General features: G+C 70.6%; 15 protein-coding genes and 1 tRNA gene. 13 read left to right on the top strand and 3 right to left on the bottom strand.

Translation table 11 applies throughout. The annotated features are described in order from the left end of the window. Positions 1-141: 141 nt before the first annotated feature. The 11 genes from mfd to VF632_RS22425 all read left to right on the top strand — a co-directional run bounded on the left by mfd (position 142) and on the right by VF632_RS22425 (position 14,123). A complete protein-coding gene (gene mfd, locus VF632_RS22475) occupies positions 142-3,483 on the top strand; it encodes a transcription-repair coupling factor (RefSeq protein WP_331025174.1) in 3,342 nt (1,113 codons plus the stop codon). Between the two features lie 198 nt (positions 3,484-3,681). After that, positions 3,682-5,268 (top strand): peptidylprolyl isomerase, encoded by a 1,587-nt coding sequence (locus VF632_RS22470; RefSeq protein ID WP_331025173.1) that lies wholly within the window; start codon positions 3,682-3,684, stop codon positions 5,266-5,268. 171 nt (positions 5,269-5,439) lie between these two features. Beyond that, positions 5,440-6,747 carry a peptidylprolyl isomerase gene (locus tag VF632_RS22465; protein WP_331025172.1) on the top strand — a complete coding sequence of 436 codons (1,308 nt, stop codon included), beginning with the start codon at positions 5,440-5,442 and terminating at the stop codon, positions 6,745-6,747. Further along, complete coding sequence (locus VF632_RS22460; protein WP_331025171.1) at positions 6,744-7,034, top strand: S4 domain-containing protein; 291 nt, start codon at positions 6,744-6,746, stop codon at positions 7,032-7,034. Before VF632_RS22465 ends, VF632_RS22460 begins: the two co-directional genes overlap by 4 nt. 49 nt (positions 7,035-7,083) lie before the next feature. Continuing rightward, a complete protein-coding gene (gene pdxA / locus VF632_RS22455) occupies positions 7,084-8,016 on the top strand; it encodes a 4-hydroxythreonine-4-phosphate dehydrogenase PdxA (RefSeq protein ID WP_331025170.1) in 933 nt (310 codons plus the stop codon). 73 nt (positions 8,017-8,089) lie between these two features. Continuing rightward, on the top strand, positions 8,090-8,782 hold the full coding sequence (gene ftsE, locus VF632_RS22450) for a cell division ATP-binding protein FtsE (RefSeq protein WP_331025169.1): 693 nt from the start codon (positions 8,090-8,092) through the stop codon (positions 8,780-8,782). A gap of 4 nt (positions 8,783-8,786) precedes the next feature. Beyond that, complete coding sequence (locus VF632_RS22445) at positions 8,787-9,644, top strand: cell division protein FtsX (RefSeq protein ID WP_331025168.1); 858 nt, start codon at positions 8,787-8,789, stop codon at positions 9,642-9,644. A gap of 1 nt (position 9,645) precedes the next feature. Further along, positions 9,646-10,875 (top strand): murein hydrolase activator EnvC family protein, encoded by a 1,230-nt coding sequence (locus VF632_RS22440; protein WP_331025167.1) that lies wholly within the window; start codon positions 9,646-9,648, stop codon positions 10,873-10,875. Between the two features lie 9 nt (positions 10,876-10,884). After that, on the top strand, positions 10,885-12,051 hold the full coding sequence (locus VF632_RS22435; RefSeq protein ID WP_331025166.1) for a hypothetical protein: 1,167 nt from the start codon (positions 10,885-10,887) through the stop codon (positions 12,049-12,051). Positions 12,052-12,672: 621 nt separating this feature from the next. Further along, positions 12,673-13,140, top strand: a complete 468-nt coding sequence (locus VF632_RS22430; protein ID WP_331025165.1) for a DUF4442 domain-containing protein — start codon at positions 12,673-12,675, stop codon at positions 13,138-13,140. A 44-nt stretch (positions 13,141-13,184) separates the two neighbouring features. After that, positions 13,185-14,123 carry a hypothetical protein gene (locus VF632_RS22425; protein ID WP_331025164.1) on the top strand — a complete coding sequence of 313 codons (939 nt, stop codon included), beginning with the start codon at positions 13,185-13,187 and terminating at the stop codon, positions 14,121-14,123. 79 nt (positions 14,124-14,202) lie between these two features. Here the strand turns inward: VF632_RS22425 and VF632_RS22420 are convergent, their stop codons facing one another. From VF632_RS22420 to VF632_RS22410, 3 genes are all read right to left on the bottom strand, one after another. Beyond that, complete coding sequence (locus tag VF632_RS22420) at positions 14,203-15,987, bottom strand: serine/threonine-protein kinase (RefSeq protein WP_331025163.1); 1,785 nt, start codon at positions 15,985-15,987, stop codon at positions 14,203-14,205. Positions 15,988-16,455: 468 nt separating this feature from the next. Beyond that, positions 16,456-17,967: a L,D-transpeptidase family protein gene (locus tag VF632_RS22415; protein WP_331025162.1), complete on the bottom strand. Its 1,512-nt coding sequence runs from the start codon at positions 17,965-17,967 to the stop codon at positions 16,456-16,458. Positions 17,968-18,167: 200 nt separating this feature from the next. Then, positions 18,168-19,700 carry a L,D-transpeptidase family protein gene (locus tag VF632_RS22410; protein WP_331025161.1) on the bottom strand — a complete coding sequence of 511 codons (1,533 nt, stop codon included), beginning with the start codon at positions 19,698-19,700 and terminating at the stop codon, positions 18,168-18,170. Positions 19,701-19,910: 210 nt separating this feature from the next. Between VF632_RS22410 and VF632_RS22405 the strand changes: the two genes are divergently transcribed. Continuing rightward, positions 19,911-19,992, top strand: a tRNA-Ser gene (locus VF632_RS22405). Between the two features lie 1,396 nt (positions 19,993-21,388). Further along, the coding region (locus VF632_RS22400) for a HAMP domain-containing protein (protein WP_414682913.1) at positions 21,389-26,870 on the top strand (5,482 nt) is incomplete at its 3' end.

The raw sequence follows: 26,870 nt of genomic DNA, 5'->3' as shown, positions 1-26,870 counted from the left end.
CCCGGTTGACGCCGCTCCGCCAAGGGCGGTAGCTTAGCGGTTTGTGCCGCGATCCGGCGCCGCGCAGGCGCTGGGCTTCTTTTCCCCGCCGGACGCCCCTGGGGCGCGCCGGCGCCGGGATTTTCGGCAACACGAAAGGCTGTGCCGCACCCCCTGCTCATCGACTCGGTCCAGACCGTCCCCGCGTTCCGCGAGCTGGCCGCCGGCCTGCCCCGCGCGGGCGAAACGGTGGTCGCGTCGGGACTGGCGGGGTCGGCGCCGCTGCTGCTGGTGGCCGGGCTTCACCGCGCGCGCCCCGAGCGCATGTGGCTGGTGGTGGGCGGCGGGCCCGAAGACGCCGAGATGGCCACCTCGGACCTGGAGGCGCTGCTGGGTGAGGCCTCCGTCTTCCTGTACCCGCAGCGCGAGTCGCTGCCGTACGAGGAGGGCGAGCCGCACCTGGAGATCGGCGGCACGCGGGTGGAGGCGCTGGAGGCGCTGCTCAGCGGACGGGCGCGGGTGATGGTGACCACCGCGCGGGCCATGCAGGAATTGTCGCCCGCGGTGGAGGGGCTTCGCGACCTGCGGCTGGAGGTGCGCGCGGGCGAGACGGTGAAGATCGGCGCGCTCTCGGCGCGGCTGGAGGAGATGGGCTTCGAGCGCGTGGCCACCGTCGAGGAAGTGGGGCAGTACGCGCTGCGGGGCGGCATCGTCGACGTCTTCGGCTTCGGCGCGCCCGAGCCGGCACGCATCGAGTTCCTGGGCGACGAGGTGGAGTCCATCCGCTTCTTCGACATCCTGTCGCAGCTGTCCGTTCGCGCGGTTCCCCACATCCAGCTGCTTCCGGTAGACCTGAAGCCCGCCGAAGCGCCGTCCGTCGAAGGCGCTCCCCGGCTCGCGGCGGAGGGCGAACGGCGGACGCTGCTGGACTACCTGCCCGAGGACACGCTGGTGGTGCACCTGCACGGCGGCGGCACCCGGCAGGAGCTGGAGCGCACGTGGACGGAGGTGGTGCGCCTTCACGAGTCAGAGGCGCGGCGCGGCACCCGGCCCGAGCAGCCCGAGCGGCTGTTCATGCCGCCGGCCGTGGCCGAGCGGCGGCTGGGCACCTTTCCGCAGCTGTTCGTGGAAGACGCGGGCACGCTCCCCGTGCAGCGCTTCGCCCGCTTCCGCGCGCTGCCGCCGCCCGCCATCGACCGCGACATGGGGCGGCTGGGCGAGGTGCTCAAGCAGGCGGCGGGCGCGGGCGACCGTACGCTGGTGCTGTGCGACAACCAGGGGCAGCTGGAGCGGCTGCAGGAGCTGCTGGACGAATTGAAGGTGGCGCGGTGGACGGAGCTGGCCATCGGCTCCATGTCGGGCGGGTTCGTGCTGGCCGACGCCGTCCCCGCGCTGCGGGTGCTGACGGACCACGAGATCTTCCGCCGCTCGCGCCGCATCCGCCGCCGCAGGCGCTTCCGGGGCGGGGCCGCGCTGGAAAGCGTGGCGGCGCTCAAGCCGGGCGACTACGTGGTGCACATGGACCACGGCGTGGGGCAGTTCCGGCGGATGGAGCGGGTTCGCCTGGGCGAGGAGGAGTTCGAGACGCTGGTCATCGAGTACTCGGGCGGCGAGCTGCTGCGCGTGCCGGTGCACCGGGTAGACCTGATCGAGCGCTGGGTGGCCGAGGACAACGAGGCCCCGCCCCCCAAGGTGCACCGGATCGGCGGCAAGGACTGGTCTCGGGCCAAGCAGAAGACGCGCAAGGCCATCCAGGAGATGACGGCCGAGCTGCTGGAATTGTACGCCGCCCGCCAGGCCGAGAAGGGGTTCGCCTTTGCCCCCGACACCCGCTGGCAGCGCGAGATGGAGTCGGCGTTCCTCTTCGAGGACACCCCCGACCAGCGCCAGGCCACCGAGGACGTCAAGCGCGACATGGAGTCGCCGCGCCCGATGGACCGCCTGATCTGCGGCGACGTGGGCTACGGCAAGACGGAGATCGCCATCCGCGGCGCCTTCAAGGCCGTGCAGGAAGGGAAGCAGGTGGCGGTCCTCGTCCCGACGACCATCCTGGCCGAGCAGCACCTGCACACCTTCCGCGAGCGCCTGGCCGACTTTCCGGTGAAGATCGAGGCGCTGTCGCGCTTTCGCACCGCCAAGGAGCAGGCAAAGGTGCTGCAGCAGCTGGAGGCGGGCGAGGTCGACATCCTCGTCGGGACCCATCGCCTGCTTTCGCCCGACGTGAAGTTCCGCGACCTCGGGCTGATGGTGATCGACGAGGAGCAGCGCTTCGGGGTGAAGCACAAGGAGATGCTGAAGCACCTGCGCCGCAGCGTGGACGTGCTGACGCTCACCGCCACGCCCATCCCGCGCACCCTGCACTTTTCGCTGCTGGGGCTGCGCGACATGACGCTGATCCAGACGCCGCCGCGCGACCGGCAGCCGGTGATCACCCACGTGCTGCCGTGGACCGACGCCATCCTGGAAGACGCCATCCGGCGCGAACTGGACCGCGGAGGCCAGGTGTTCTTCGTCCACAACCGGGTGGAGACGATCGGCGCCGTCGCGCAGAAGGTGCAGGGGCTGGTGTCGGACGCGCGCATCGGGGTGGCGCACGGGCAGATGCGCGAGAAGGAGCTGGAGGAGGTGATGACCCGCTTCCTGGAGGGCGAGGCCGACGTGCTGGTGGCCACGGCCATCATCGAGGCGGGGCTCGACGTTCCCCGCGCGAACACGCTGATCGTCAACCGGGCGGACTACTTCGGCCTCAGCCAGCTGTACCAGATCCGCGGGCGGGTGGGCCGCAGCCACCACCGCGCGTACTGCTATCTCCTCGTCCCCGACGAGATCCAGGAAGACGCCGAGAAGCGGCTGCGGGTGCTGGAGCACTACACCGAGCTGGGAAGCGGCTACCGCATCGCGCTCAAGGACCTGGAGCTGCGCGGCGCTGGCAACATCCTGGGGCAGCAGCAGTCGGGGTTCGTCTCGGCCGTGGGGCTCGACACCTACCTGCGCCTGCTGGAAGACACCATCCGGCAGATGAAGGGCGGCGGCGCATCGGGCCCCGCCCCGCTGGCGGAGGTGTCGGTGGATGGCACGGCGCTGATCCCGGACAGCTACATCCCCGACGAAGCGCAGAAGCTCCACTTCTACCGGCGCCTGTCGCGCGAGGAGAAGCTGGAAGGGATCGACGCCCTGCGCCGCGAGCTGCGCGACCGCTACGGCCCGCTTCCCGACGAGGTGGAGACCATGCTGGGGACGGCGGCGCTGCGGCTGCTGGGGGGCGGGCTGCGCATCGAGCGCATCCTGGTTCGCCCGTGGGACGTGCGCATCAACTTCCGGCAGGGGATGGTGCCGCGGATGGCGTCGCTCCAGCGGAGCCTGCAGGCCTGGCAGTTCGCCGTGGAGGTGCGCCGGGCCCTGCCGCTGTCGCTGACGCTGACGCGCCACGGCACCGAGCCCATCATGGGCACGCTGGTCTCCGCCCTGCGCGACCTGGCCGCCGACCCCGCGCTGGCGGCGTGACGGGAAAGTGCGTGAGTGCGGAAGTGAAGTGCGACGGTGCGGAAGCGTGGAGTGCGGGACGAAATCGGGGTACGGGGGTATGGATCGGGCGAAGCGCGGAGCCGAAGGGTTCCGCCCGTCGCGCTTCCGTGCTTTCGCACTCCCGCACGAACGCACTTACGCACTGATTTTACCCTCAACCCGGTCCGGAGAAGATTGATGAAGCTGTCTCGTTGGGCGCTCGTGGCCGCTCCGCTCGCCGTAGCGGCGTGCGGCATCGGCGGTGCCATGAAGTCCGAAGCCGACGTGGTGGCCAAGGCCGCCGGCAAGGAGCTGCGCGTGGAAGACGCGGCGCAGATCCTGGCGGCCAACCCCCAGATTCCCACCGACCCGATGGTGGTTCGCCAGCTGGCGGACCTGTGGGTGGACTACACCCTGCTGGCCACCGCGGCCGCCGAGGACACCAGCCTTTCGGTGCTGGACCTGGACGACTTCGTGAAGGAGGAGCAGGAGGAGCAGGTGGTGTACCGCTACCTGGAAGCCCAGGTGAAGCCCGACACCTCCTTTACCGACGCCGAGCTGGAACAGCTGTGGAACAGCGAAGGGCCCGGGGTGGAGGTGCGCGCGCGCCACATCCTGCTGAAGCCCGCCGCCGAGGCCACGCCCGCCCAGCGCGAGCAGCTGCGGGCGCGCGCCGAGGCCATCCGCGTGCGCGCGGCCGGGGGCGAGGACTTCGCCGCGCTGGCCCGTGAAACGACGGAAGAGCCGGGCGGCAAGGAGCGCGGCGGCGACCTGGACTGGTTCGGCCGCGGGCGCATGGTGCCGCAGTTCGAAGAGGCCGCCTTCAAGCTGCAGGCCGGCCAGGTGAGCCCGGTGGTGGAAACGCCGTTCGGCTACCACGTGATCAAGGTCGAGGACCGCAAGCAGCAGCCCATCGGCGAGAACCGCGAAGGCTGGCGCCAGCACCTGAAGGGCACCGCGCAGCAGCGCGCGCTCACCACGTACATCGACTCGCTGCGCAAGACCGCCAAGGTGGTGGTGCAGACCGGGGCCGAGGAGAGCGTCCGCGAGCTGGCGGGCCAGGAAAACCTGAACCTCCGCGGCCGCGCCGCCAGCCGCCAGCTGGTGTCGTACCAGGGCGGCGAGGTGACCGCCGCCGAGATCGCCGAGACCATGCAGGGCGTGCCGGGCGGCGGGCGCGACCAGATGAAGACCGCTCCCGCCGAGCAGGTCAAGCAGTTCCTGGAAACGGAGGCCCTCAAGGAGTTCCTGGCCGCCGAGGCGCGCCAGAAGAACTTCCGCCTGTCGCCCGCTGCCGCCGACTCCATCCGCACCGGGGCCCGCGAAGCCATCCGCGAGATCCTGCGGGTGTCGGGACTGGCCAACCGCCGCTTTCCCAAGGGCAAGGCCGGCAACGGCGCCATCCAGGAGGCCGTCCGCAACCTGATGGAGCAGGCCGTTGCCGGGCAGCGCCAGCTTCCGCCGCTGAACAAGCTGGGCTACGCGCTTCGCAACGCGTACGGCGCCGACATCAACAGCGAGAGCTTCCAGAAGGTGGCCGACCGCATGAAGGCCATCCGCGCCTCGCAGCCGGCACCGCAGCAGCAGCCGGGCTTCCCCGGCGGCATGCCCCCGGGCGCCGAGGGCATGCCGGGCCAGCCGGGCCAGCCGCAGCCCGGCCAGGCCCCTCAGCCGGGCCAGCCGCAGCCGGGACAGGCCCCTCAGCCGCAGCCGCAGCCGCAGGCTCCGCAGCCGCAGGGCGGGCAGGCGCCCGCCACGCAGCCCGCGCCGGGACAGAAGCAGTAGCCGTCCGCCACACGCGGGGAACCGGCGGCGCGCCCACCCGGGCGCGCCGTCCGGGAACCTGAAGCGGGTCAACAGGATATAATCCGTGCGGCCGGGGCGTTTCCGCTTCCGGCCGCGCGCTGCTGCCGGGGCCCCCGGCACGTCATCCGTTCGTCTGGACCTCGAATTCCCATGCGCATTCGCTTTGCCCTGCTCGCGACGTTCCTGGCCGCCGCGCCCGCACTGGCGCAGGTGGCGCCCGCAGCCCCGCAGCCCGGCGAAGAGCTGGTGGACGGCGTGATCGCGGTGGTGGGCGACACCGTCCTCCTTCGCTCCGACATCCTGCTGGCCGTCGAGGCCGTGCGGGCCGCGGGGCAGACCGTGCCCTCGGAGCCGGCCGCCTACGCCCAGTTCGTCCGCCAGCTCGTGGAAGAGCGGGTGAACGACCTGCTGGTGCTGGAAGCCGCGCGCCAGTCGGGAGAGGCGGTGAGCGACGCCGAGGTGGCGCAGACGGTGGACCAGCAGATCGCCGAGATCACCGAGCGCTTCGGCTCCGCGGCGGCGTTCCAGCAGGCGCTGGCCGAGTCGGGCCGCACGCCGGAGACGTACCGCGCCGAGCTCTCGGCCCAGTTCCGCGACCAGACCATCGTGCAGCGGTACCTGCGCAAGCGCATCCAGGAGATGGCGCCCGCGCCGGTGTCCGAGGCCGAGGTGGCCGCGTTCTTCGAGCAGAACCGCGAGCGGTTCGGCACGCGGCCGGCGGCGGTGAGCTTTCAGCAGGTGATCGTGCGTCCCCTGCCCTCCGACTCGGCCCGCGCGGCGGCGCTGGCCACGGTGGCGCAGGTGCAGAAGGAGCTGGCCGAGGGCACCGACTTCGAGGTGCTGGCGCGCCGCTACTCGGCGGACGGAAGCTCCACCCGCGGCGGCGACCTGGGGTGGTTCCGCCAGGGGCAGATGGTGCGCGAGTTCAACGACGCCGTCTTCAACATGCGCCCGGGCCAGACGGTGGGCCCCGTGGAAACCGAGTTCGGCTTCCACATCATCCGCCTGGACAAGGTGCGCGGCCCCGAGCGGCAGGCGCGCCACATCCTCATCCGCCCGAACATCGTGCAGGCCGACGTCGATCGCGCCCGCGTGCGCGCCGACAGCGTGGCCGAGGCGGTCCGTGCCGGCGCCGACATGGCGGTGCTGGGCGCCCGCTACCGCACCCCCGACGAGGCGCGCTTTCAGCGTGAGGTGCCGCTGGACCGCCTTCCGCCGGGGTACGCGACGTCGCTGGAGGGCGCGCAGGCAGGGACGGTGGTGGGCCCCGTGCGCATCGACGTGGGCACCAACGCGGCCTTTGCCGTGGTGCGCGTCACCGGCCGGCAGACGCAGGGCGAGTACACCGTGGCCGACCAGCGCGAGCGGATCCGGGGGATGCTGCAGGAGCAGCGGATGAGCGAGCGCGTGATCCAGGAGCTGCGCCGCGACATGCACGTGGCCGTCCGCAACCCGTGAGCACGGCCGAGCCGCTGCGGGTGGACGTTCTGCTGCACCGGCTCTGCCTGACGAAGAGCCGCAGCGAAGCCAAGGCGGCGTGCGAGATGGGTGCGGTTTCGCTGGACGGCCGGCGCGCCCGCCCCGCCGACGCGGTCACCGCGGGAAAGCGCATCTCCATCCGCTACCCCGCGCGGCTGCTGGAGGTGGAGCTGCTGGAGTTGCCGGGGAAGAACGTCTCCAAGAAGGCCGCGCGCGACCTGTACCGCGTGCTGCAGGACGAAAAGGTGCGGGACGAGCCGTTCTGAACGACGGTCACTGCGGTAACAACGGTCACTACGGTCTACAGGCAGTGGAATGAATCGTCCCCGCATTGCGATCAGCCTTGGCGATCCCCGCGGGATCGGGCCCGAGGTGACGGCGGGTGCACTGGCCGACCCGGAGATCTCCGGGCTCGGCCAGTTCGTGCTCGTGGGCCCCTCGTCCCTCCTGCGCTCCGCGGAGGACGTGAGCGTCGGCGAGTGGCGGGCGGAGGACGGGGCCGCGGCGGCGGGGCGGATCGCGGGGGCGGCCATCGAGCGCGGGACGCGGATGGCGCTGGCGGGCGAGGTGGATGCGCTGGTGACGGCGCCCATCGAAAAGAACGCCTTCCGGGCCGGGGGATGGCACTTTCCCGGGCACACCGAGATGCTGCGCGACCTGGCCGGCGTGCCCGACGTGGTGATGATGATGGCCGCGGAGCGGACCGCGCTGGGCGGCGCCCTGCGGGTGATCCTGGCCACGACGCACCTGGCCCTGCGTGACGTCCCCGCCGCCCTCTCTGCGGACCTGCTCGTGCGCCAGGCGACGCTGACCCACGCGGCGCTCCGCGAGCAGTGGGGGATCCCGTCTCCCCGCGTCGCGCTCTGCGCCGTGAATCCCCACGCCTCCGACGGCGGGCTGTTCGGCGACGAGGAAGAGCGGATCGTGGCGCCCGCGTTGGCGCGGCTGCGCGAGGCGGGGGTGGACGCGTTTGGTCCCGTCCCCGCCGATACGGTCTTCACGCGTGCGGTGCGCGGCGAGTTCGACGCGGTGGTGGCGCCCTACCACGACGTGGGGATGGCGGCGTTCAAGACGGCCGCGTTCGGCGCGGGGGTCAACGTGACGCTGGGGCTTCCCTTTCCCCGCACCTCGCCGGACCACGGCACCGCGCTGGACATCGCTGGCCGCGGCATCGCCGACCCCTCGTCCATGAAGGAAGCCATCCTCCTGGCCGTCCGCCTGGCGTCGCACCGGCGCCGTTCGCTTTGACAGGCCGGGGAGCGCGGACTAAATTCTGTGCTCACCCGCGCTTGCACGGTTCTCCCCCGCGGAAGTTTCTCGCGTGATCAGGCTAACATCGGTCTACAAGGAATACCCGCGCTCCGGCACGGCCCTCCGCGACGTTACGCTGAACGTCAACAAGGGCGAGCTGGTGTTCCTGACGGGTCACTCCGGCGCTGGCAAGAGCACAGTGCTGCGCCTCGTGCAGATGGCCGAAACGCCCTCCGCCGGAGAGGTACGCGTGTCGGGCTTTTCGTCGCGCCTCATCCGCCGGCGCGAGATTCCCCAGCTGCGCCGCAAGCTGGGCGTGGTCTTCCAGGACTTTCGCCTGCTGCGCGACCGCACCGCCGAGGAGAACGTGGCCTTTGCGCTGGAGGTGACGGGGACCAAGCGCGCCCTGATCGCCCCCCGCGTCAATCGGCTGCTCACCCAGGTGGGCCTCAGCCACAAGGCGCAGGCGTTTCCCGACGAGCTGTCGGGCGGCGAACGGCAGCGCGTGGCCGTGGCCCGCGCGCTCGCCAACGAGCCGCTGGTGCTGCTGGCCGACGAGCCCACCGGCAACCTGGACGAGTGGGCGGCCAAGGGCGTGTTCGAGCTGTTCCGCGAGATCAACTCCATGGGGATGACCATCCTGATGGCCACCCACGACCTGGACCTGGTGCGCGCGCACCCCGAGTACCGCGTGGTGGAGCTGGCGCAGGGCGCCATCGTCTACGACTCGGCCGCCGCGTCGGTCGAGGCGGGAAGGGCCTGACCCCATGCCCTACGCCCTTCGCGAGGCGCTCGCCGCCTTCCGCCGCACTCCGCTGCTCACCGGCCTCTCCGTCGTCGCCATCGCCTTCGCGCTGTTCGTCATCGGCCTGTTCGGGCTGACGGCGTTCAACATCCGCCGCGCCATCGAGCGGGTGGAGGAAAAGGTGGAGATCGTCGCGTACCTGACCGACGCTACGACCGCCGGGCAGCTGGACCTGGCCCAGCAGGAGCTGCGGAAGCTTCCCGAGGTGGAACGCGTGACGTACGTCACACGCACCGAAGCGCTGGCCACGGCCATGGCCGAGATGGAAGAGTTCAAGGACGTGTTCAGCGACCTGGAGCAGAACCCGCTTCCCGCGTCGCTGGAGGTGCGGATGAAGCCCGGCAACCGCGGCCCCGAGCAGGTGGAGCGCGTGGCGAAGCGCATCCAGGCGTACCCGTTCGTCGAGGACGTGCGCTACGGGCGCGACTGGCTGAACCAGATCTTCACCCTGCGCCGCATCGCCGCCGGCGTGGCGATGGTCATTGGCGGGGCCTTCGCCGTGGTGGCGGCCATCGTCATCGCCACGGCCGTGCGCATCACCGTCTTCGCCCGCCGCGAGGAGATCGGAATCATGCGGCTGGTGGGGGCCACGGACGGCTTCGTCCAGCGCCCGTTCCTGCTGGAGGGCATCATCTCCGGCCTCCTCGGCGGACTGCTGGCGGCGGGACTCACCTACGCCACCTTCCGCCTGCTTTCCGACACCATGTTCCGGGTGGAGTGGGTGCCGCTGGAGTGGGTCGCCGCCGTGGTGATCGTGGGCACGATGTTCGGGCTGCTTTCCAGCCTGGTGGCCGTACGCCGCCACCTGTCGCAGGTCTGATATGAGCCGCCTGCGCGCTGGAGTGCTCGCGTTGATCCTGGCCGCCGCCGCGCTGCCCTGGGTGGCGGGCGCGCAGGATTCGGGGCGGCAGATCAGCGAAAGCCAGCGGCGACTGCAGGAGATCCGCGCGGAGCGGCAGCGGCTGCGGCGCGAGCTGCAGGGGATCCAGGGGCGCGTGGGAAGCGTGTCGGCCGAAATCCGCATCATCCAGCAGCAGCAGCAGATGTCCGCGGCGCTGCTGCGGGAGATCAGCACGCAGCTGGGGCAGACGGAGCGGCAGATCGACAGCACGACGGCCGAGATGATCCTTACGCAGGCCGAGTTGGCGAACAAGAAGGACATGCTCAACCGCCGGCTGCGCGAGATCTACAAGCGCGGCCCGCTCCAGTCTGCCCAGGTGCTGCTTTCGGCTCACTCGTTCGGCGACCTGCTGAACCGCTACAAGTACCTTCACCTCGTTGCGCGCCGCGACCGGCAGCTGGTGGACGAGGTGGGCGACTTGGCGCGCGAGCTGGAACTGCGCGAGGTGGAACTGCGCCGGTCGCTCGCCGACATGCAGTATCTGCACAACGCACGCGAGCAGGAGAACGCCGCGCTCACCAACATGCGCGCGGACCGCACGCAGACGCTCACCTCGCTGCGGACCACGCAGCGCCGCGCCACATCGCGCCTGGAAACGCTGGCCCGCGACGAGCGCCGCATGACGGGGCTGATCGCCGAGCTGGAGCGCCGCCGCCGCGAGGGGGAGCGCCGGGCGGCGGCCGCCGCCGCAACGCGCCCGGCGGGCTCCGCCGCGCCCAGCCGGCCGGCGGCGTCCAGCATGACGACGGCGGACCTGGGGAACCTGGACTGGCCGGTGAGCGGGCAGGTGGTGTACAGCTTCGGCCGCTCGCGGCAGTCCAACGGCACCACCATCCGCTACAACGGCATCGGCATCGGCGCGGCGCCGGGGACGGCGGTGCGCGCCATCGAGGGCGGCACCGTGGAGATGGCGGCGCCCTTCGAGGGCTACGGCCCCACCGTGGTCGTCAGCCACGGCGGCGGCTACTACTCGCTGTACCTGTACCTGCGCGAGGTGATGGTGCGTCCCGGCGCGCAGATCACCAAGGGGCAGACGGTGGGCACCGTGGGCGGCGAGGGAACGCCGGAGGGGGCGCACGTGGAGTTCCAGATCCGCGAGCCGGGCGGCTCCGCGGTGGACCCGCTCACCTGGCTGCGCCGCCGCCGCTAGCCCGCCGCCATGCCTCTTCCGCCGGTGTACGGACACGTCCGCGCGCGCGCCATGCTGGCGTCCGCCGCGCGCGCGGGCAACCTGTCGCAGTCGCTCCTGGTGCACGGCCCCGCGGGGATCGGCAAGGAGCGGATGGCGATGTGGCTGGCCCAGGTGGTGGTCTGCGAGCAGCGGCGAGCGGACGGCGCACCCTGCGGCGAGTGCCGCGACTGCCGGATGATCGACCGGCTGGAGCACCCAGACGTCCACTGGTTCTTTCCCCTTCCCCGCCCCGACGCGGCCACCCCCGAAAAGCTGCGCGACAAGCTCGAGGAGGCGCGCGGCGTTGAGCTCGTCGCCCGGCGCGAGAACCCGCAGCACGTTCCCCAGTACGAAAAGGCGCCCGCGTACTTCATGGGCACCATCCAGAACCTTCAGCGGCTGGCCGGGATGAAGCCCGCCGTGGGCCGGCGAAAAGTGTTCGTCGTCGGCGACGCGGAGGCGATGGTGCCGCAGGAGTCCAGCCCCGAGGCCGCCAACGCCTTCCTGAAGCTGCTGGAGGAGCCCCCGGCCGACACCACGCTCGTCCTCACCTCGTCCAACCCCGGCGCCCTGCTGGCGACCATCCGCTCGCGGGTGCTTCCCATCCGCCTGCTGCGCCTTTCGGTAGACGAGGTGGCGGCGTACCTGGCGCGCGAGGTGAAGATGCCCGAGGCCGAGGCGCGGGCGCTGGCGGTCAGCAGCGAGGGCGCCATCGGGCGCGCGCTGCGGATGCTGCCCTCCGGCGGCGGGGCGGGAAGCTACCAGAAGCTGAGGGAGACCGGCCGCGAGCTGCTCGCCGCCGCATTGGCTGACAGCGACGCCGCGCGGTTCGCGGCGGCGAACGCCGTCGCCCCGGCAGGGGCCCGCGGCGACTTCACGGCTGGGCTGGAGGCGCTGGCGCTCTGGCTGCGCGACCTGATGGCCATCGCGGCGGGGGCGGGCGACGCGCTGGCGTACGCGAGCGGCGGCGACGAGGCGCTGCTGCGCAAGTGGGCGGCGCGCCCTGGGCTGCATGCAGGGGGCGTGGCCTCAGCCATCCTGAAGGTGCAGGAGGCGCAGGATCTCGCGTCGGGCAACGTCAACCCGCAACTGATCCTGGCCGACCTGCTCCGTGGGTTGCGGAACGAGTTGACGGGGGCGGGGCCGGCTCGCTGAGGCACGGCCAGACTCCCCACGGGCGAATAAATTCGCTGCAACAACCACACGAAGTCCGCCTTCGCGGACTGGCTTGCGGCGGGGAGTCCTTGGCTGCGGCGCGCGACCATATCTTGGCGGGCAGCCGCGACTTGCTGCCCTGCACCATGCGACAAAGGCCTGTCATGGCAGCGGCGAGATGCCGGCGAGGGGCGCGCGACCAACGCCCTGTCGTGGCAGCAGCGGTACTTCGGCCTGCTCGCCCCGCCTCACGGCCCTGTCATCCTGAGGCCCAGGCGCACCAAACGATCACGTAGCACACCCCTCGCGGGCCGAAGGATCTAACCGCGGAGTGCTTCCCAACGTGGGCGCGGCAGCGGTCACCGATGCAAAGGCCTCGCTTCCCTCGGCCGTGCAGCCTTCCCGGTTCCGAGCACACCGCGCCCTGCTCAACTCACCGCCGAACGATTTTTTACTACCATAAACTGCGATCAGGCCGAGAATGATGATTTTTTGCAACCTAAGCGGCGCTTATGTATAACTTTTAGCAAAATATCTGATCTCATTGCAGCGACAGGGCCGCGCTTCCCTCCCTGCGCCGTCATGCGTATCCCTCGAGCGGCTCCATTCCCCCCTCCCTGAATGCCTGAATCCAACCACACCCGCCTGCTGCGCTGGGGATACAACTTCTTTCCGGCGTACCGCGGCACAGGGGCGCGCATCGAGTACATCGCCAGCGACTTTCGCGAGATCCGCATCCGCCTGCCCCTGAGCTGGCGCACCCGCAACTACGTGGGCACCATCTTCGGCGGCAGCATGTACGGCGCGGTGGACCCCGTCTACATGCTGATGCTGATCAAGAACCTGGGCCCCGCCTACGCCGTGTGGGACAAGGCGGCGTCCATCCGCTTCCGCCGCCCCGGCCGCGACACCTTGTACGCCCGCTTCACGCTGGACGGATCCGAGTTGGACGCCATCCGCGAAGCGCTAGCCACCACGCCCACCATCGATCGCACCTACCTCGTGGATCTGGTTGACCGTGCGGGCGAGGTGCACGCCACGATCGAGAAGGTGATCCACATCCGCCGCAAGGACGCGCCGCGCGGCTGACCGCGGGCGGCTCGGCGGCACGGATGGTGCCCGACCCGGTCTGCATGAGGATTCGACTGGTACTCCTGGCTTCCCTGGCCGCGTGCGGCGGCGACGAGGGCGCGACGGTGGCGGGAAACTTCGCCCCGGGCGCCGCCTCGCCCACGTCCGTGTGGGTGGTGGAGGCGGAGCGCAGCGCGGGCGCCGACACGGCGGGCTTCTCCATCGCCGAGCTGGTGCCCGGCCCGGCGAGCATGCGGCTGATGCGCGGCGGCGACACGGCCGGGGTGCTGAACGTGGGCAGCCTGCCGTCGGGATCGAAGCTGACGCTGCACGGCCTTCGCGTGGACGAGGCGTCGGGGCTGGCCTTTCCGCGTTCCATCGAGCTGGACGGCGCCGATGCGGTAGTGGTGAACGGCATCCGTATGGCCCCCGAGGGCCGGGTGCCGGAGAACGTGGACGCCGGTGGCGCCGTGCTCGGCTGGGCACCGGAGAGCGGCGCCATGCTGCTGCGCCCGGAGAACGCGTCCCTCCCCGACCTGCGGGTCATCGTCGGACCGGCGACGGAGCTGGTGGGAACGGACGGTGGCCAGGCCGCCGCTTCCTCGATCAATCCGGGCGACTCGGTGCAGGTGCAGGGCAGGTTCGAGAACGGCTACGTGCTGGCGAGCCGCATCACCATCCCCAGCCGCGTCGCCGCCACCGACCTCCCCGGCCTCGCGCCCTCCGACGGGGGTGCTGATGACGAGCCGGAGGACGAGGGGGAGTCGACCGCCTCTTCGTCCCCGCCCACGGGCGGCTCCGCGCCCCGCACGGTCGTCCGCACCACGCCCGCGGCACCAGCGCCCAGGCCCGTCATCCGCAGCGAGTCCCGGGGCCGCGACGAGAGCCGTGGACGAGACGACTCGCGGGGCCGGGACGATGGGCACGCCCGCGAGCATCGAAACGACGATCGCGGACGGGGGCGCGGCAACGGGAAGGGCAAGGGCAACGGAAAGGGCTGATCGCGCGGAAACGCCGATCAGCCCTGATTCCTTTCCACCGTAGTTACCGTCCCGACCGTAGTTACCGTCCCGACCGCAGTTACCTGCTGTTCTCCTCGTTCCTGGTCAGCAGCTGCTCGCTGACCACGTACCACTTCCCGTCGTCCTCGTCGCGCTTGAAGATGTACTCCTGCATCCCCCGCCCGCGGCGCGTCTGCCCCTCCCCGCCAAAGACCCACTCCTTGTCCATCAGCACGCGCGCGCGGTCCGGCTCCAGGAACTGCACGTTGATGGAATGTGCCGTGATGGCGCGGGTTTCGTAGCGCTTGGCATCGCGGACGCGGTCGCGGTACACGCCCGACCGGGGAAGGCGCCGCGAGTTGTAGTAGTCCACGCGGCTTCCGTAATACCGCACGTGCTCGCGAACCTCCCCGTCCACCCACGCCTGGTTGAGTGCGCGGACGTTCTGCTCGATCTCCACCTTCGCGCGCGTCAGCACGTCCGTGTCGCTGGCGGGCGTGCCTGGAGCCGTGCCTGCGGGCGTGCCCGGCGCGCCGCCGGCCGGCTGCGGAGGCGGCGCCTCGGCGACGGCGCGTGCGCCCACCGCGCCCTGCAGCTTAAGGAACTCGCCATCCAGTGCGGCGAGCTGGCCTGAGTCCGGCGCCACGGCGGACACGGCCGGCGCATCCGACCCGCCCCGGCGCGACGCCCATACGGCGACGGCCAGCAGCAGGAGCAGCGGCACGATCCACATCACCGGCGTGCCCGGCACGGCGAACTTCCGCGCCGGCCGGCTGGCGGGCACCGCGGCAGGCTCCAGTCCATCCGCCGCGTGGGCGACGGGAGGCGCGGCCACGGACGGCGCGATCACCGGCACCCCCGCCGCGCCGCTCACCACCGCGGTGGAGTCCGTCTCCGGCACGAGGACGGGCGCGTCCTCGGCGATCAGGACAGGCGCGTCCTCGGCCACAGCCACGACGAGGGGCGCCGATCCCGGGTGATAGGCGGTCCCGTCATCCGACTGCGCGGCGGCAAGGGCCTCTATGAACGCTGCGGCGTCGGGCTGGCGCTCCTCCGGGTTCAGCCGCAGCGCCGTCTGGATGACGTCGCAGAGCGCGGGAGACACGGCCGTCCACGCCGGCGTGCGCGGAAGCGGCACATCTTCGCCCGCCCGGACGCGGGTGCGTTCGTGCTCGTTGTACGGGCGCTGTCCGGCCAGCAGCTCGTAGCCGATCAGCCCCAGCTGGTACACGTCGGAGGTGGCCGTGAGCTGCGTGGTGCCGACGATCTGCTCCGGCGAGGCGTACGCGGGCGAGTGCGGAAGGTGGCCGATGGTGGTCAGCGCGTGCTCCGGGTCGTCGCCCAGCGGCTTGGCGATCCCGAAGTCCAGGATGCGCACCGCCTCGATCTCGTCCGTGCCCGCCAGGAAGATGTTGGCCGGCTTCACGTCGCGGTGGATGATCCCCGCCCGGTGCCCCGCCGCGATGCCGCGCGCGGCGTCCATCAGGATGCGAAGGGCCTCCGGCTGGGGGAGCACGGGGTTCCGGCGCAGCTCCTCCTTGAGGTCGCGGCCGGTCAGCAACTCCATGATGATGAAGTCCAGCTCCAGCTCCGGGTCCGTCCCGTAGTCGAAGATGCCGACCACGTTGGGATGCTGGATGCGGGCGGCGGACGCGGCCTCGCGGCGGAAGCGCTCCCGCAGGTTGGGAAGCACCATGTCCGGCGATTGAGCCAGCGAAACGATCTTTACCGCCACCTCGCGGCCCAGCGTGGTGTCGAGCCCGCGGAACACCAGGCTCATCCCGCCGCGGCCGATGGGCTCCAGCACCTCGTAACGCCCGGCCAGCAGCCGGCCGACCATTAGCCGTTCGAATCCCGGCCTCATCCGGCGGCTCCCTTGGATGCGGGGTGCAACGTCTGGCGATCAGGCATCACGTTCTGAATTCAGGGTGCATCGTCCATCGAACCGGGCCCAATCGCGCAATCGACATGCCCGGACCCTAAGCCCGTGCTGGGGCGACTGAAGTCGCGGCAACAAAGGCCCGAAGTCCGCCTTCGCGGACTGCATCCGCAGGCTCTCCGCAACAGGCGCAGTATCGCCCATCCGCATGTGCAGAAAGCCGGGCGGACAGCCCCGATGTCATCCCGATGGAGCGGCCAATCCGAACCTGCCCGTGTACCGATGACGGCAGCGACTGAGGGATCCGCCACACACTCCGCGCCACCCACTGAAACGCGAGGCCGCGCCAATCTCCGTCTCGGTCGCCTCCGCCGCACCCAGCACACTCCGACGAACGCCGCCCTCCCCGCACATGGGCGGAGAGGGCGGCGGATCGAAGCTCCGAGCACACGATCACCGAGGCGGATGGCCCTCGTGGTCCTCCTGCTTGGCCGGCTCCGTCGTCGTCGGGCGCGTGCGGGCGCCGCCGCTGGTGCGCTCGCGCGTGGTGCCGGAGCGCGAGGCCGTGTCGGCCCGGCTGGGCGTGGTTGATCCCTCGCGGCGGGTGGACGTGCGCCCGCTCGCCGCGCTGGAGCCGCCGCTGCTCTTTTCAGGCGCCGGGCGCACCGCCGGTGCCGGTGCGGACGGCGACGACGACCTGCCCGTGGACGCCGGGGGGCTGGACGACTCGGCGTTGGCGGGGTCTTCGGCCTGCTTCTCCCCCATGATGTCGCGGAACTCCACCGGCGTGTTGGGCCGGATGTGGCGGCTAAGGAACTCCACGTCCCAGTTGGTCAGGCGCACGCACCCGTTGCTCGACGCGTAGCCGATGGTCTGCGGCTCCGCCGTGCCGTGGATGCCGAAGTGCGGCTCCGACAGCGCCATCCACACCGTTCCCACGGCGACGTTGGGTCCCTTGGGGATCATGGCGTCGGGCTCGTCGTCGGGCACGCCCACCAGGATGTCGGGCTGGTAGTGCCACGACGGGTCCTGCGTAACGTTGGTCACCCGGTAGCTGCCGGTGGGTGACGGCGAGTACTTGCCGCCCAGCGTCGACGGGAAGTGGTAGATCACGCGGCCGTTGGCGTCTACCGCGTGCACGTACGTCCCGCGTCCGGAGATGACCAGCTTGGCCACCTGCTGCCCCCGTCCCGCCGCGTTCTCGTCGCGGACGGCGGGCACGTTCACGGTCTGCCCCGCCTTCAGTCCGTCGATCTGCACGCCGGGGTTCAGCTTGGCCAGCAGGTCGGGGGTGATGTGGAACATCTCGCTCAGCTTTTCGGTGAGCGACTCGTAGCACGAGCAATCCAGCTTGGCGTGCTCGTACACGTCTTCGGGGATCTTCGTGAACGGCCCTTCCACGTCTTCCGCGCTCAACGTGCGCCGCACGACCAGTTCGGCGGGGCTGCCCGAGGCCGACCGCAGGCGCTCGAAGGTGGCCGAGTCTGCCCGCGCGGTGGCGGGAAGTCCCTCACGCTTCTGGAACCAGTACAGCGCCTGGGCCGTGTTCTTTCCCCAGCGCCCATCCATGATCCCCGGTGAGAACAGAGCGCGGTCCAGCATCACCTGGATGCGCAGCACCGACGGGCCGCCCACGTCGCCGTACAGGGGCACGTGCTGCGGCGCGGTGTTCACCGACTCGATGGAGATCTGCTCCCACTTCTCGGGATTGGGCCGCTCGTTCCGGCCGCCGGCGATCGGGTCCAGCTGCACCACCTGCATCCACGACTCGTCCATGCGGGCGCGCTCCATCTCCTCGGGCGTCATCCGCGCGGCGCGGCGGTCCCACGCCACGACGGCGCGCCCGGGATCGTTGTCGGCCTCGCGTACCTGTGCGCCCTTGGCCTGCGCGTCTCCGCCGTCGTCCTTGCATCCGGCAACAGCAAGCGCGGTCAGAACGGCGAGCGAAACTCGTTTGATGATCATCACTTGCGTGCCTCGTGTCGCGGTGTAGGCGAAAGCCGCCCGGCCCCGGGGGGACGGGCGGCTTCGGTATCCTGACAGGCAACCTTTAGGCCGCGTGGCGGGGGCGGACACGAAGCGGGTCGATTGCATCGGGGCGAAAAAGACGAGAGCGGAGCACCGAACTGGCCGGCGCCCCGCTCTCGTCACTTCGTCGGCCCCCGTCAGGGACGCGCCGCGGGCTGTGACGCACGTGTCGTATCCCTCGCTGCCGGAGCGACAGGACGCGGCGGGGTTTGCGGCGCGGGCGCCGGGCTGCTGGCCGGTGACGTCGACCGCGGTGTGGCCGTGGCGCGAGGCGGCGCCGTCGTGGACGAACGAGCCGTGTCGCGGGGCGCGGGAGCCGTGGACCGGGCGGTGTCGCGCGGGGCCGGCGGCGCGCGGCGAACCGTGTCGCGCGCCGCGGGGGTGGGACGCGCGGCGGAATCCGTACGCGCGCTGTCCGCCCGCGTACCGATGACGGGCCGCCGAGCGTCCGCGGGCTGGCCTGCCCCGGGACGCGGCGTGTCGCTGAAGGTGACGGGCGTACCCGGCGCCAGGCGCTTGCTCAGGAACAGCGCGTCCCAGTTGGTCAGCCGCACGCACCCGGCGCTCTGTGCATAGCCGATCGTCTCGGGCGACTTGGTGCCGTGAATCCCGTAGTGCGGCGCCGAAAGGCTCATCCACACGCGGCCGACGGCGCTGTTGGGCCCGGGCGGAATGCGCGCGTTGGGCCGGTCGTCGGGCACGTGGGCCAGCAGCTTCGGCTGATAGTGCCACCACGGGTTCTCGTGGATGGACGTCACCGTGAAGTCGCCCTGCGGTGACGGATCGAACGTGGAGCCGAGCGTGGCGGAAAAGTGGTAGAGAATGCGGCCGTTCGCATCCAGCGCCTGCACGTACTTGCCGGCGCCCGACACCACGAGCTGGCGGATCTCCCCCGGCGCACGGGCTTCGGCGGGGCGGACGGCGGGGACGAACAGCGTGTCGCCGGCCGCGAGGGAATCCAGCGCCACGCCCGGGTTCAGCTTGCGCAGCACCTCCACCCGGGTGTGGAACCGCTCCGTCAGCTTTTCGGACAGCGATTCGAAGCACGAGCAGCTCAGCCGGGCCTGCGCGTAGATGTCGTCGGGCATGCGGACGAACGGGCCGGCCACGTCATCCGCGGTCAACACCTGCGGAACGACGGTCTGCGAGTCGCCCGCCACGCGCACCAGGTGCACGTACGTGGCGGAATCTACCACGCCGGTCGCGGGCAGCCCCTCGCGCGACTGGAAGAACTGAACCGCCGTCTGGGTGTTGTGCCCCCAGTAGCCGTCCATCATCCCCGTCGAAAAGAGCGCGCGGCTCAGCAGCACCTGTACCCGCAGCACCGACGGGCCAGAATTGCCTCGGCCCACGGGAAGGTGGTACGTGCCCGAGTTCGCCGTCTGCACGCTGATGTCGGCCCAGCGCTCGCGGAGCGGGCCCGCGCTCGGCGCGGTGTCGCGCTGCGCCGCGGGCGGAACCCTGGGGCGGCGGACCGCCGGCGGGCGGCCCGGCCGCTGCTGCGAAGGCGCCGCCGCAGCTGGCGTCGGCGTCGCGCGCACGGGCGGACGAGCGCGCTGCGTGGGGAGAACGACCGGGCGATCCCCCGTCTGCGCGAGCGCGGGTGCGGGCGCCAGGTGCGAAGCGGCGAGGACGAGCGCCGCGAGCGCGGCACGCATCAGGTTCGTCATGGAGATCGGAGATCCTTCGGACGACGAGTCGGCCACAGGGCCGCGGAACACCTAAAGTGAGGCGTTACCACGCGGTGAAGATAACCCGGCCCCCTCACGTCGCAAAGGTTTCCGGGCCCACACCGCAGGCAGCCATCCACTGGAAGAGCATGGAGGGGCCTTGACCTGATCGCCCGGCGTTTCGATACTTGGGAATCAGGCTGGACCTGAGGAGGGCTAGTCTAATGGTAAGGCAGCTGACTTGAAATCAGCCGACCGAAAGGTCTTCGGGGTTCGAGTCCCCGGCCCTCCGCTGGTGAAGAAGAGGCGAGTCCCCACGCGGGCTCGCCTCTTCGTTTTGCTGCTAAGCACCAAGCCCACGGTCACGCACCCAGCCCGAAGTGTACCCCCTCTCCGCCCCCTCTCCCACGCTGTTTGTGGGAGAGGGTGGCACGCGTGTCAGCGCAGCCGGGTGAGGGCCCCATGGCAGCCGAGGCCTCGGCTGCCAGTGACCGCTGCCGCGCCCTGGCTTGTACGTGTCCGCGGCTAGATCCTTCGGCCCGCGATGGGTGTGCTGCGGGCGAATGCGGTGCGCCTGGGCCTTCAGGATGACACGCTGTGGAGCCGCAAGGAGTTATGTGTGATGCGCCACACTGGCTCCCTTCCCCGCGCAGTTTGCGGGGGAAGGGTTGGGGATGGGGGGCGCCGGCCCAAGCACCAGGCCCACGGTCACGCACCCGAAGCCGAAGTGTACCCCCTCTCCCACGCTGTTTGTGGGAGAGGGTGGCACGCGTGTCAGCGCGGCCGGGTGAGGGCCCCACGGCAGCCGAGGCCTCGGCTGCGGTGACCGCTGCCGCGCCCGGGCGGTGTACGTGTCCGCAGTTAGATCCTTCGGCCCGCGAGGCGCGGCGAGCGGGCAGGTACGGCGTGCCTGGGCCTCTGGAATGACAGTCGCTTTCTCCCCTCTCCTCAACCCCTGCCACGCCTTCGACGCCCGGTGAGTCCTGTGCTCCCATCTGGCGTATCCCTTGCGTCGTGCTTCTCGGCTTTGCTCGTGGGTTGCGTCCGCCACATGTTTCTGCCCGGCATCCACTTGCCGAGCGCCTCGCGGAATGCTAATTCCCGCTACAGGTTTTTACCGGTAGAGTCCGAATCGCGGTTTTCCTCGCCTGGAATCCCGCATCAATCGACGGCAGCGTCGGCCGGCGGCACCCGCGTGGGTGCACGCCGGTCCCCGGCATTTCGCCTCGTTCCGCCTCGCAGGAGCTGATCCCGTGCCTCAGGGTGACGACCGCACCAACCCCGTTCCGCCGGCCTCCGGCGACGGCGACAACTCCCCCGCCTCGCGCCCCCGTGGGCGGCGCCTGGCCGATCCCGCACGCGCGGCCAGCCCTCCCGGCGAAACCCCGGCGGCTTCGGCCGGCGGGGCCCCGCCCACGGCCGGCAACGGCGGCGGCGCGGCTTCGCCCGTGCGGCGCGGGCGCGCGGCGCAGGCGGCCGTGACGCCCGAGACGGCGGGTGACGGCGGAGGCACTCCTGCGCCCGTCGTCCCCCCCGTGGCTGGCGACGGCGCGGCCGTGACCGGAAATGGCGGCGGGGCTCCGGCGCGGGGGCGCGCCCGGGCGGCGGCCGGCAACGGCGGCGGCGCGGCGGCCTCGACCGCGGTTCCCGTGGCGGGTGAGGTGCCCCGCCCCCGGGGCCGCGCGCGCATCGGCGCGGGCGACGGCGACGGGACGGGGGGAGACGGGGGCGAGGGCGGCGACCGCCGCGAGCTGCGCCGGCTGCTGCTGGCGCTGCGCTCGCTGCGGGGCGGCGACTTCTCGGTGCGCCTGCCCGACGTGTACGGCGACGCCCTGCTCGAGGAGATCGCCGACACGTTCAACGACATCGCCCACCTGAACCAGCGCGTCTCCGACGAAATGGTGCGCGTCACCACCACGGTGGGGCGGCAGGGGCAGATGACCGACCGCGCCTCCATCGGCCCGGTGGGCGGCGGATGGTCCGTCAAGCTGAACGCCATCAACCAGCTGATCGGCGACGTGATGACGCCCACCACCGAGGTGGCGCGCGTCATCACGGCCGTGGCGCGCGGCGACCTGTCGCAGAAGATGGCGCTGGAGATCGACGGCAAGCCGGTGCTGGGCGAGTTCCTGCGCATCGCCAACACCGTGAACACCATGGTGGACCAGCTCAGCGCCTTCGCCAGCGAAGTGACGCGCGTGGCACGAGAGGTGGGCACCGAGGGCGTGCTGGGCGGCCAGGCCGAAGTGCCCAACGTGGCGGGAACGTGGAAGGACCTTACCGACTCCGTGAACTTCATGGCGTCGAACCTCACCGGCCAGGTGCGCAACATCGCCCTGGTATCCACCGCCATCGCCAACGGCGACCTCAGCCAGAAGATCACGGTAGACGTCAAGGGCGAGATGCTGGAGCTGAAGAACACCATCAACTCGATGGTGGACCAGCTCAGCAGCTTCGCCAGCGAAGTGACCCGCGTGGCCAAGGAAGTGGGCACCGAGGGCAAGCTGGGCGGCCAGGCGCGGGTGGAAGGCGTGGCCGGCGTGTGGCGGGATTTGACGGACAACGTGAACCAGCTGGCCGGCAACCTGACCGTGCAGCTGCGCGACGTGAGCGCGGTGGCCACGGCGATCGCGGACGGCGACCTGACCCGCAAGATCACCGTCGAGGCGGCGGGCGAGATCCTCCAGATCAAGGAGGTGATCAACTCCATGGTCGACCGGCTCTCCGTGTTCGCCGACGAAGTGACGCGCGTGGCGCGAGAGGTGGGCACCGAGGGCGTGCTGGGCGGCCAGGCCGAAGTGCCGAACGTGGCGGGAACCTGGAAGGACCTCACCGACTCCGTGAACTTCATGGCGTCGAACCTCACCGGCCAGGTGCGCAACATCGCCCTGGTGACCACGGCCGTGGCCAACGGCGACCTGACGCAGAAGATCACGGCAGACGTCAAGGGCGAGATGCTGGAGCTGAAGGACACCATCAACTCCATGGTGGACCGGCTCAGCGTCTTCGCCGACGAAGTGACGCGCGTGGCGCGAGAGGTGGGTACCGAGGGCGTGCTCGGCGGCCAGGCGCAGGTGCCCAACGTGGCGGGGACGTGGAAGGACCTCACCGACTCCGTGAACTTCATGGCGTCGAACCTCACCGGCCAGGTGCGCAACATCGCCCTGGTGACGACGGCCGTGGCCAACGGCGACCTCAGCCAGAAGATCACGGTAGACGTCAAGGGCGAGATGCTGGAGCTGAAGAACACCATCAACTCGATGGTCGATCAGCTCTCCGCGTTCGCCGACGAGGTGACGCGCGTGGCGCGAGAGGTGGGTACGGAGGGCGTGCTCGGCGGCCAGGCGCGGGTGGAAGGCGTGGCCGGCGTGTGGCGGGACCTGACGGACAACGTGAACCAGCTGGCCGGCAACCTCACCGTCCAGCTGCGCGACGTGTCCGCCGTGGCGACGGCGATCGCGGACGGCGACCTGACGCGAAAGATCACCGTCGAGGCCGCGGGCGAGATCCTCCAGATCAAGGAGGTGATCAACGCCATGGTCGACCGGCTCTCCATCTTCGCCGACGAGGTGACGCGAGTGGCCCGAGAGGTGGGCACGGAGGGCGTGCTGGGCGGCCAGGCCGAGGTGCCGGGTGTGGCCGGGACGTGGAAGGACCTCACGGACAGCGTGAACTTCATGGCCTCGTCGCTCACCAGCCAGGTGCGCGACATCGCCCAGGTGGCAACCGCCATCGCCAACGGCGACCTGAGCCAGAAGATCACGGTGAACGTGAAGGGCGAGATGCTGGAGCTGAAGAACACCGTCAACACGATGGTCGACCAGCTCAGCAGCTTCGCCAGCGAGGTGACCCGCGTGGCCAAGGAGGTGGGCACCGAGGGCAAGCTGGGTGGCCAGGCCAACGTGGAAGGCGTGGCCGGCGTCTGGCGCGGGCTCACCGAGAACGTGAACCAGCTGGCCGGCAACCTCACGGTGCAGCTGCGCGACATGAGCGCGGTGGCCACCGCCATCGCGGACGGCGACCTGACGCGCAAGATCACCGTCGAGGCGTCCGGCGAGATCCTCCAGATCAAGGAGGTGATCAACACCATGGTCGACCGCCTCTCCGTCTTCGCCGACGAAGTGACGCGCGTGGCGCGAGAGGTGGGCACCGAAGGCGTGCTCGGCGGCCAGGCGGCCGTGCCGGGGGTGGCCGGAACGTGGAAGGACCTGACGGAGGCGGTGAACTTCATGGCGTCGTCGCTCACCAGCCAGGTGCGCGACATCGCCCAGGTGGCAACCGCCATCGCCAACGGCGACCTGACGCAGAAGATCACGGTAGACGTCAAGGGCGAGATGCTGGAGCTCAAGAACACCATCAACTCGATGGTGGACCGGCTCAGCGTCTTCGCCGACGAAGTGACGCGCGTGGCGCGAGAGGTGGGTACGGAGGGCGTGCTCGGCGGCCAGGCCGAGGTGCCCAACGTGGCCGGCACGTGGAAGGACCTCACCGACTCCGTGAACTTCATGGCGTCGAACCTCACCGGGCAGGTGCGCAACATCGCCCTGGTGACCACGGCCGTAGCCAACGGCGACCTCAGCCAGAAGATCACGGTAGACGTCAAGGGCGAGATGCTGGAGCTGAAGATCACCATCAACTCGATGGTGGACCAGCTCTCCGCGTTCGCCGACGAAGTGACCCGCGTGGCGCGAGAGGTGGGTACGGAGGGCGTGCTCGGCGGCCAGGCGCGGGTGGAAGGCGTCGCCGGCGTGTGGCGGGACCTGACGGACAACGTGAACCAGCTGGCCGGCAACCTGACCGTCCAGCTGCGCGACATGAGCGCGGTGGCCACGGCGATCGCGGACGGCGACCTGACGCGCAAGATCACGGTCGAGGCCGCGGGCGAGATCCTCCAGATCAAGGAGGTGATCAACGCCATGGTCGACCGGCTCTCCATCTTCGCCGACGAGGTGACGCGAGTCGCCCGGGAGGTGGGCACGGAGGGCGTGCTGGGCGGCCAGGCCGAGGTGCCGGGGGTGGCCGGGACGTGGAAGGACCTGACGGACAGCGTGAACTTCATGGCCTCGTCGCTCACCAGCCAGGTGCGCGACATCGCCCAGGTGGCAACCGCCATCGCCAACGGCGACCTGAGCCAGAAGATCACGGTGAACGTCAAGGGCGAGATGCTGGAGCTGAAGAACACCGTCAACACGATGGTCGACCAGCTCAGCAGCTTCGCCAGCGAGGTGACCCGCGTGGCCAAGGAGGTGGGCACCGAGGGCAAGCTGGGCGGCCAGGCCAACGTGGAAGGCGTGGCCGGCGTCTGGCGCGGCCTCACCGAGAACGTGAACCAGCTGGCCGGCAACCTCACCGTGCAGCTGCGCGACATGAGCGCGGTGGCCACCGCCATCGCGGACGGCGACCTGACGCGCAAGATCACCGTCGAGGCGTCCGGCGAGATCCTCCAGATCAAGGAGGTGATCAACACGATGGTCGACCGCCTCTCCGTCTTCGCCGACGAAGTGACGCGCGTGGCGCGAGAGGTGGGCACGGAAGGCGTGCTCGGCGGCCAGGCGGCCGTGCCGGGGGTGGCGGGCACGTGGAAGGACCTGACCGAGGCGGTGAACTTCATGGGCGCCTCGCTCACCAGCCAGGTGCGCGACATCGCCCAGGTGACCACGGCGGTCGCCAACGGCGACCTCAGCCAGAAGATCACGGTAGACGTGAAGGGCGAGATGCTGGAGCTGAAGAACACCATCAACACGATGGTGGACCAGCTGAGCACCTTCGCATCGGAAGTGACGCGCGTGGCGCGGGAGGTGGGCACCGAGGGGGTGCTGGGCGGCCAGGCCGGGGTGCCGGGCGTGGCCGGAACCTGGAAGGACCTCACCGATTCCGTGAACTTCATGGCGTCCAACCTCACCAACCAGGTGCGGAACATCGCCGACGTCACCACCGCGGTGGCCCGGGGCGACCTGAGCCGCAAGATCACGGCGGACGTCAAGGGCGAGATGCTGCAGCTGAAGAACACCGTCAACACGATGGTGGACCAGCTGAGCGCCTTCGCATCCGAAGTGACGCGCGTGGCCAAGGAGGTGGGCACCGAGGGCAAGCTGGGCGGCCAGGCCAACGTGGAGGGCGTCGCCGGCGTGTGGCGCGACCTGACGGACTCGGTGAACAGCATGGCCGGCAACCTCACCGACCAGGTGCGGAACATCGCCGACGTGACGACGGCCGTGGCCAAGGGCGACCTGAGCCGCAAGATCACGGCGGACGTCAAGGGCGAGATGCTCCAGCTGAAGAACACCATCAATACCATGGTGGACCAGCTGAGCGCCTTCGCCTCGGAAGTCGCCCGCGTGGCCAAGGAGGTGGGCACCGAGGGCAAGCTGGGCGGCCAGGCGCGGGTGGAGGGCGTCGCCGGCGTGTGGCGCGACCTGACCGACAGCGTGAACTTCATGGCCAGCAACCTGACCGGCCAGGTGCGCAACATCGCCGACGTGACCACGGCCGTGGCGCGCGGCGACCTGAGCCGGAAGATCACGGTGGACGTGAAGGGCGAGATGCTGGAGTTGAAGAACACCGTCAACGTGATGGTGGACCAGCTCTCCGCCTTCGCGTCGGAAGTGACGCGAGTCGCCAAGGAGGTGGGCACGGAAGGGAAGCTCGGCGGCCAGGCGCGAGTCGAAGGCGTCGCGGGCGTGTGGCGCGACCTGACCGACAACGTGAACCAGCTCGCCGGCAACCTCACCGTCCAGCTCCGCGACGTGTCCGCGGTGGCGACGGCGATCGCCGATGGCGACCTGACGCGCAAGATCACGGTCGAGGCGGCCGGCGAGATCCTGCAGATCAAGGACGTGATCAACAGCATGGTTGACCGCCTCTCCGTCTTCGCCGACGAGGTGACCCGCGTGGCCCGCGAGGTGGGCACGGAGGGCGTGCTCGGCGGCCAGGCGGCGGTGCCGGGGGTGGCCGGGACGTGGAAGGACCTGACGGAGTCGGTGAACTTCATGGCGTCGAACCTCACCGGGCAGGTGCGAAACATCGCCCTGGTGACGACGGCGGTGGCCAACGGCGACCTGAGCCAGAAGATCACGGTGGACGTGAAGGGCGAGATGCTGGACCTGAAGAACACCGTCAACGTGATGGTGGACCAGCTCAGCGCCTTCGCCAGCGAGGTGACGCGCGTGG

It is taken from the genome of Longimicrobium sp. (assembly GCF_036388275.1).
In the GTDB taxonomy this organism is placed as follows: Bacteria; Gemmatimonadota; Gemmatimonadetes; order Longimicrobiales; family Longimicrobiaceae; genus Longimicrobium.
The sequence above is the reverse complement of the archived record's forward strand: the minus strand, read 5'-3'. Positions and strand labels throughout refer to the sequence as shown.

Coding starts and splice junctions, on each gene's coding strand:
- VF632_RS22445 (WP_331025168.1), top strand. CDS start 8,787: ATGCCCTACGCCCTTCGCGAGGCGCTCGCCGCCTTCCGCCGCACTCCG.
- VF632_RS22425 (WP_331025164.1), top strand. CDS start 13,185: ATGAGGATTCGACTGGTACTCCTGGCTTCCCTGGCCGCGTGCGGCGGC.
- VF632_RS22420 (WP_331025163.1), bottom strand. CDS start 15,987: ATGAGGCCGGGATTCGAACGGCTAATGGTCGGCCGGCTGCTGGCCGGG.
- VF632_RS22470 (WP_331025173.1), top strand. CDS start 3,682: ATGAAGCTGTCTCGTTGGGCGCTCGTGGCCGCTCCGCTCGCCGTAGCG.
- VF632_RS22430 (WP_331025165.1), top strand. CDS start 12,673: ATGCCTGAATCCAACCACACCCGCCTGCTGCGCTGGGGATACAACTTC.
- VF632_RS22440 (WP_331025167.1), top strand. CDS start 9,646: ATGAGCCGCCTGCGCGCTGGAGTGCTCGCGTTGATCCTGGCCGCCGCC.
- VF632_RS22415 (WP_331025162.1), bottom strand. CDS start 17,967: ATGATCATCAAACGAGTTTCGCTCGCCGTTCTGACCGCGCTTGCTGTT.
- VF632_RS22435 (WP_331025166.1), top strand. CDS start 10,885: ATGCCTCTTCCGCCGGTGTACGGACACGTCCGCGCGCGCGCCATGCTG.
- VF632_RS22465 (WP_331025172.1), top strand. CDS start 5,440: ATGCGCATTCGCTTTGCCCTGCTCGCGACGTTCCTGGCCGCCGCGCCC.
- pdxA (WP_331025170.1), top strand. CDS start 7,084: ATGAATCGTCCCCGCATTGCGATCAGCCTTGGCGATCCCCGCGGGATC.
- VF632_RS22410 (WP_331025161.1), bottom strand. CDS start 19,700: ATGACGAACCTGATGCGTGCCGCGCTCGCGGCGCTCGTCCTCGCCGCT.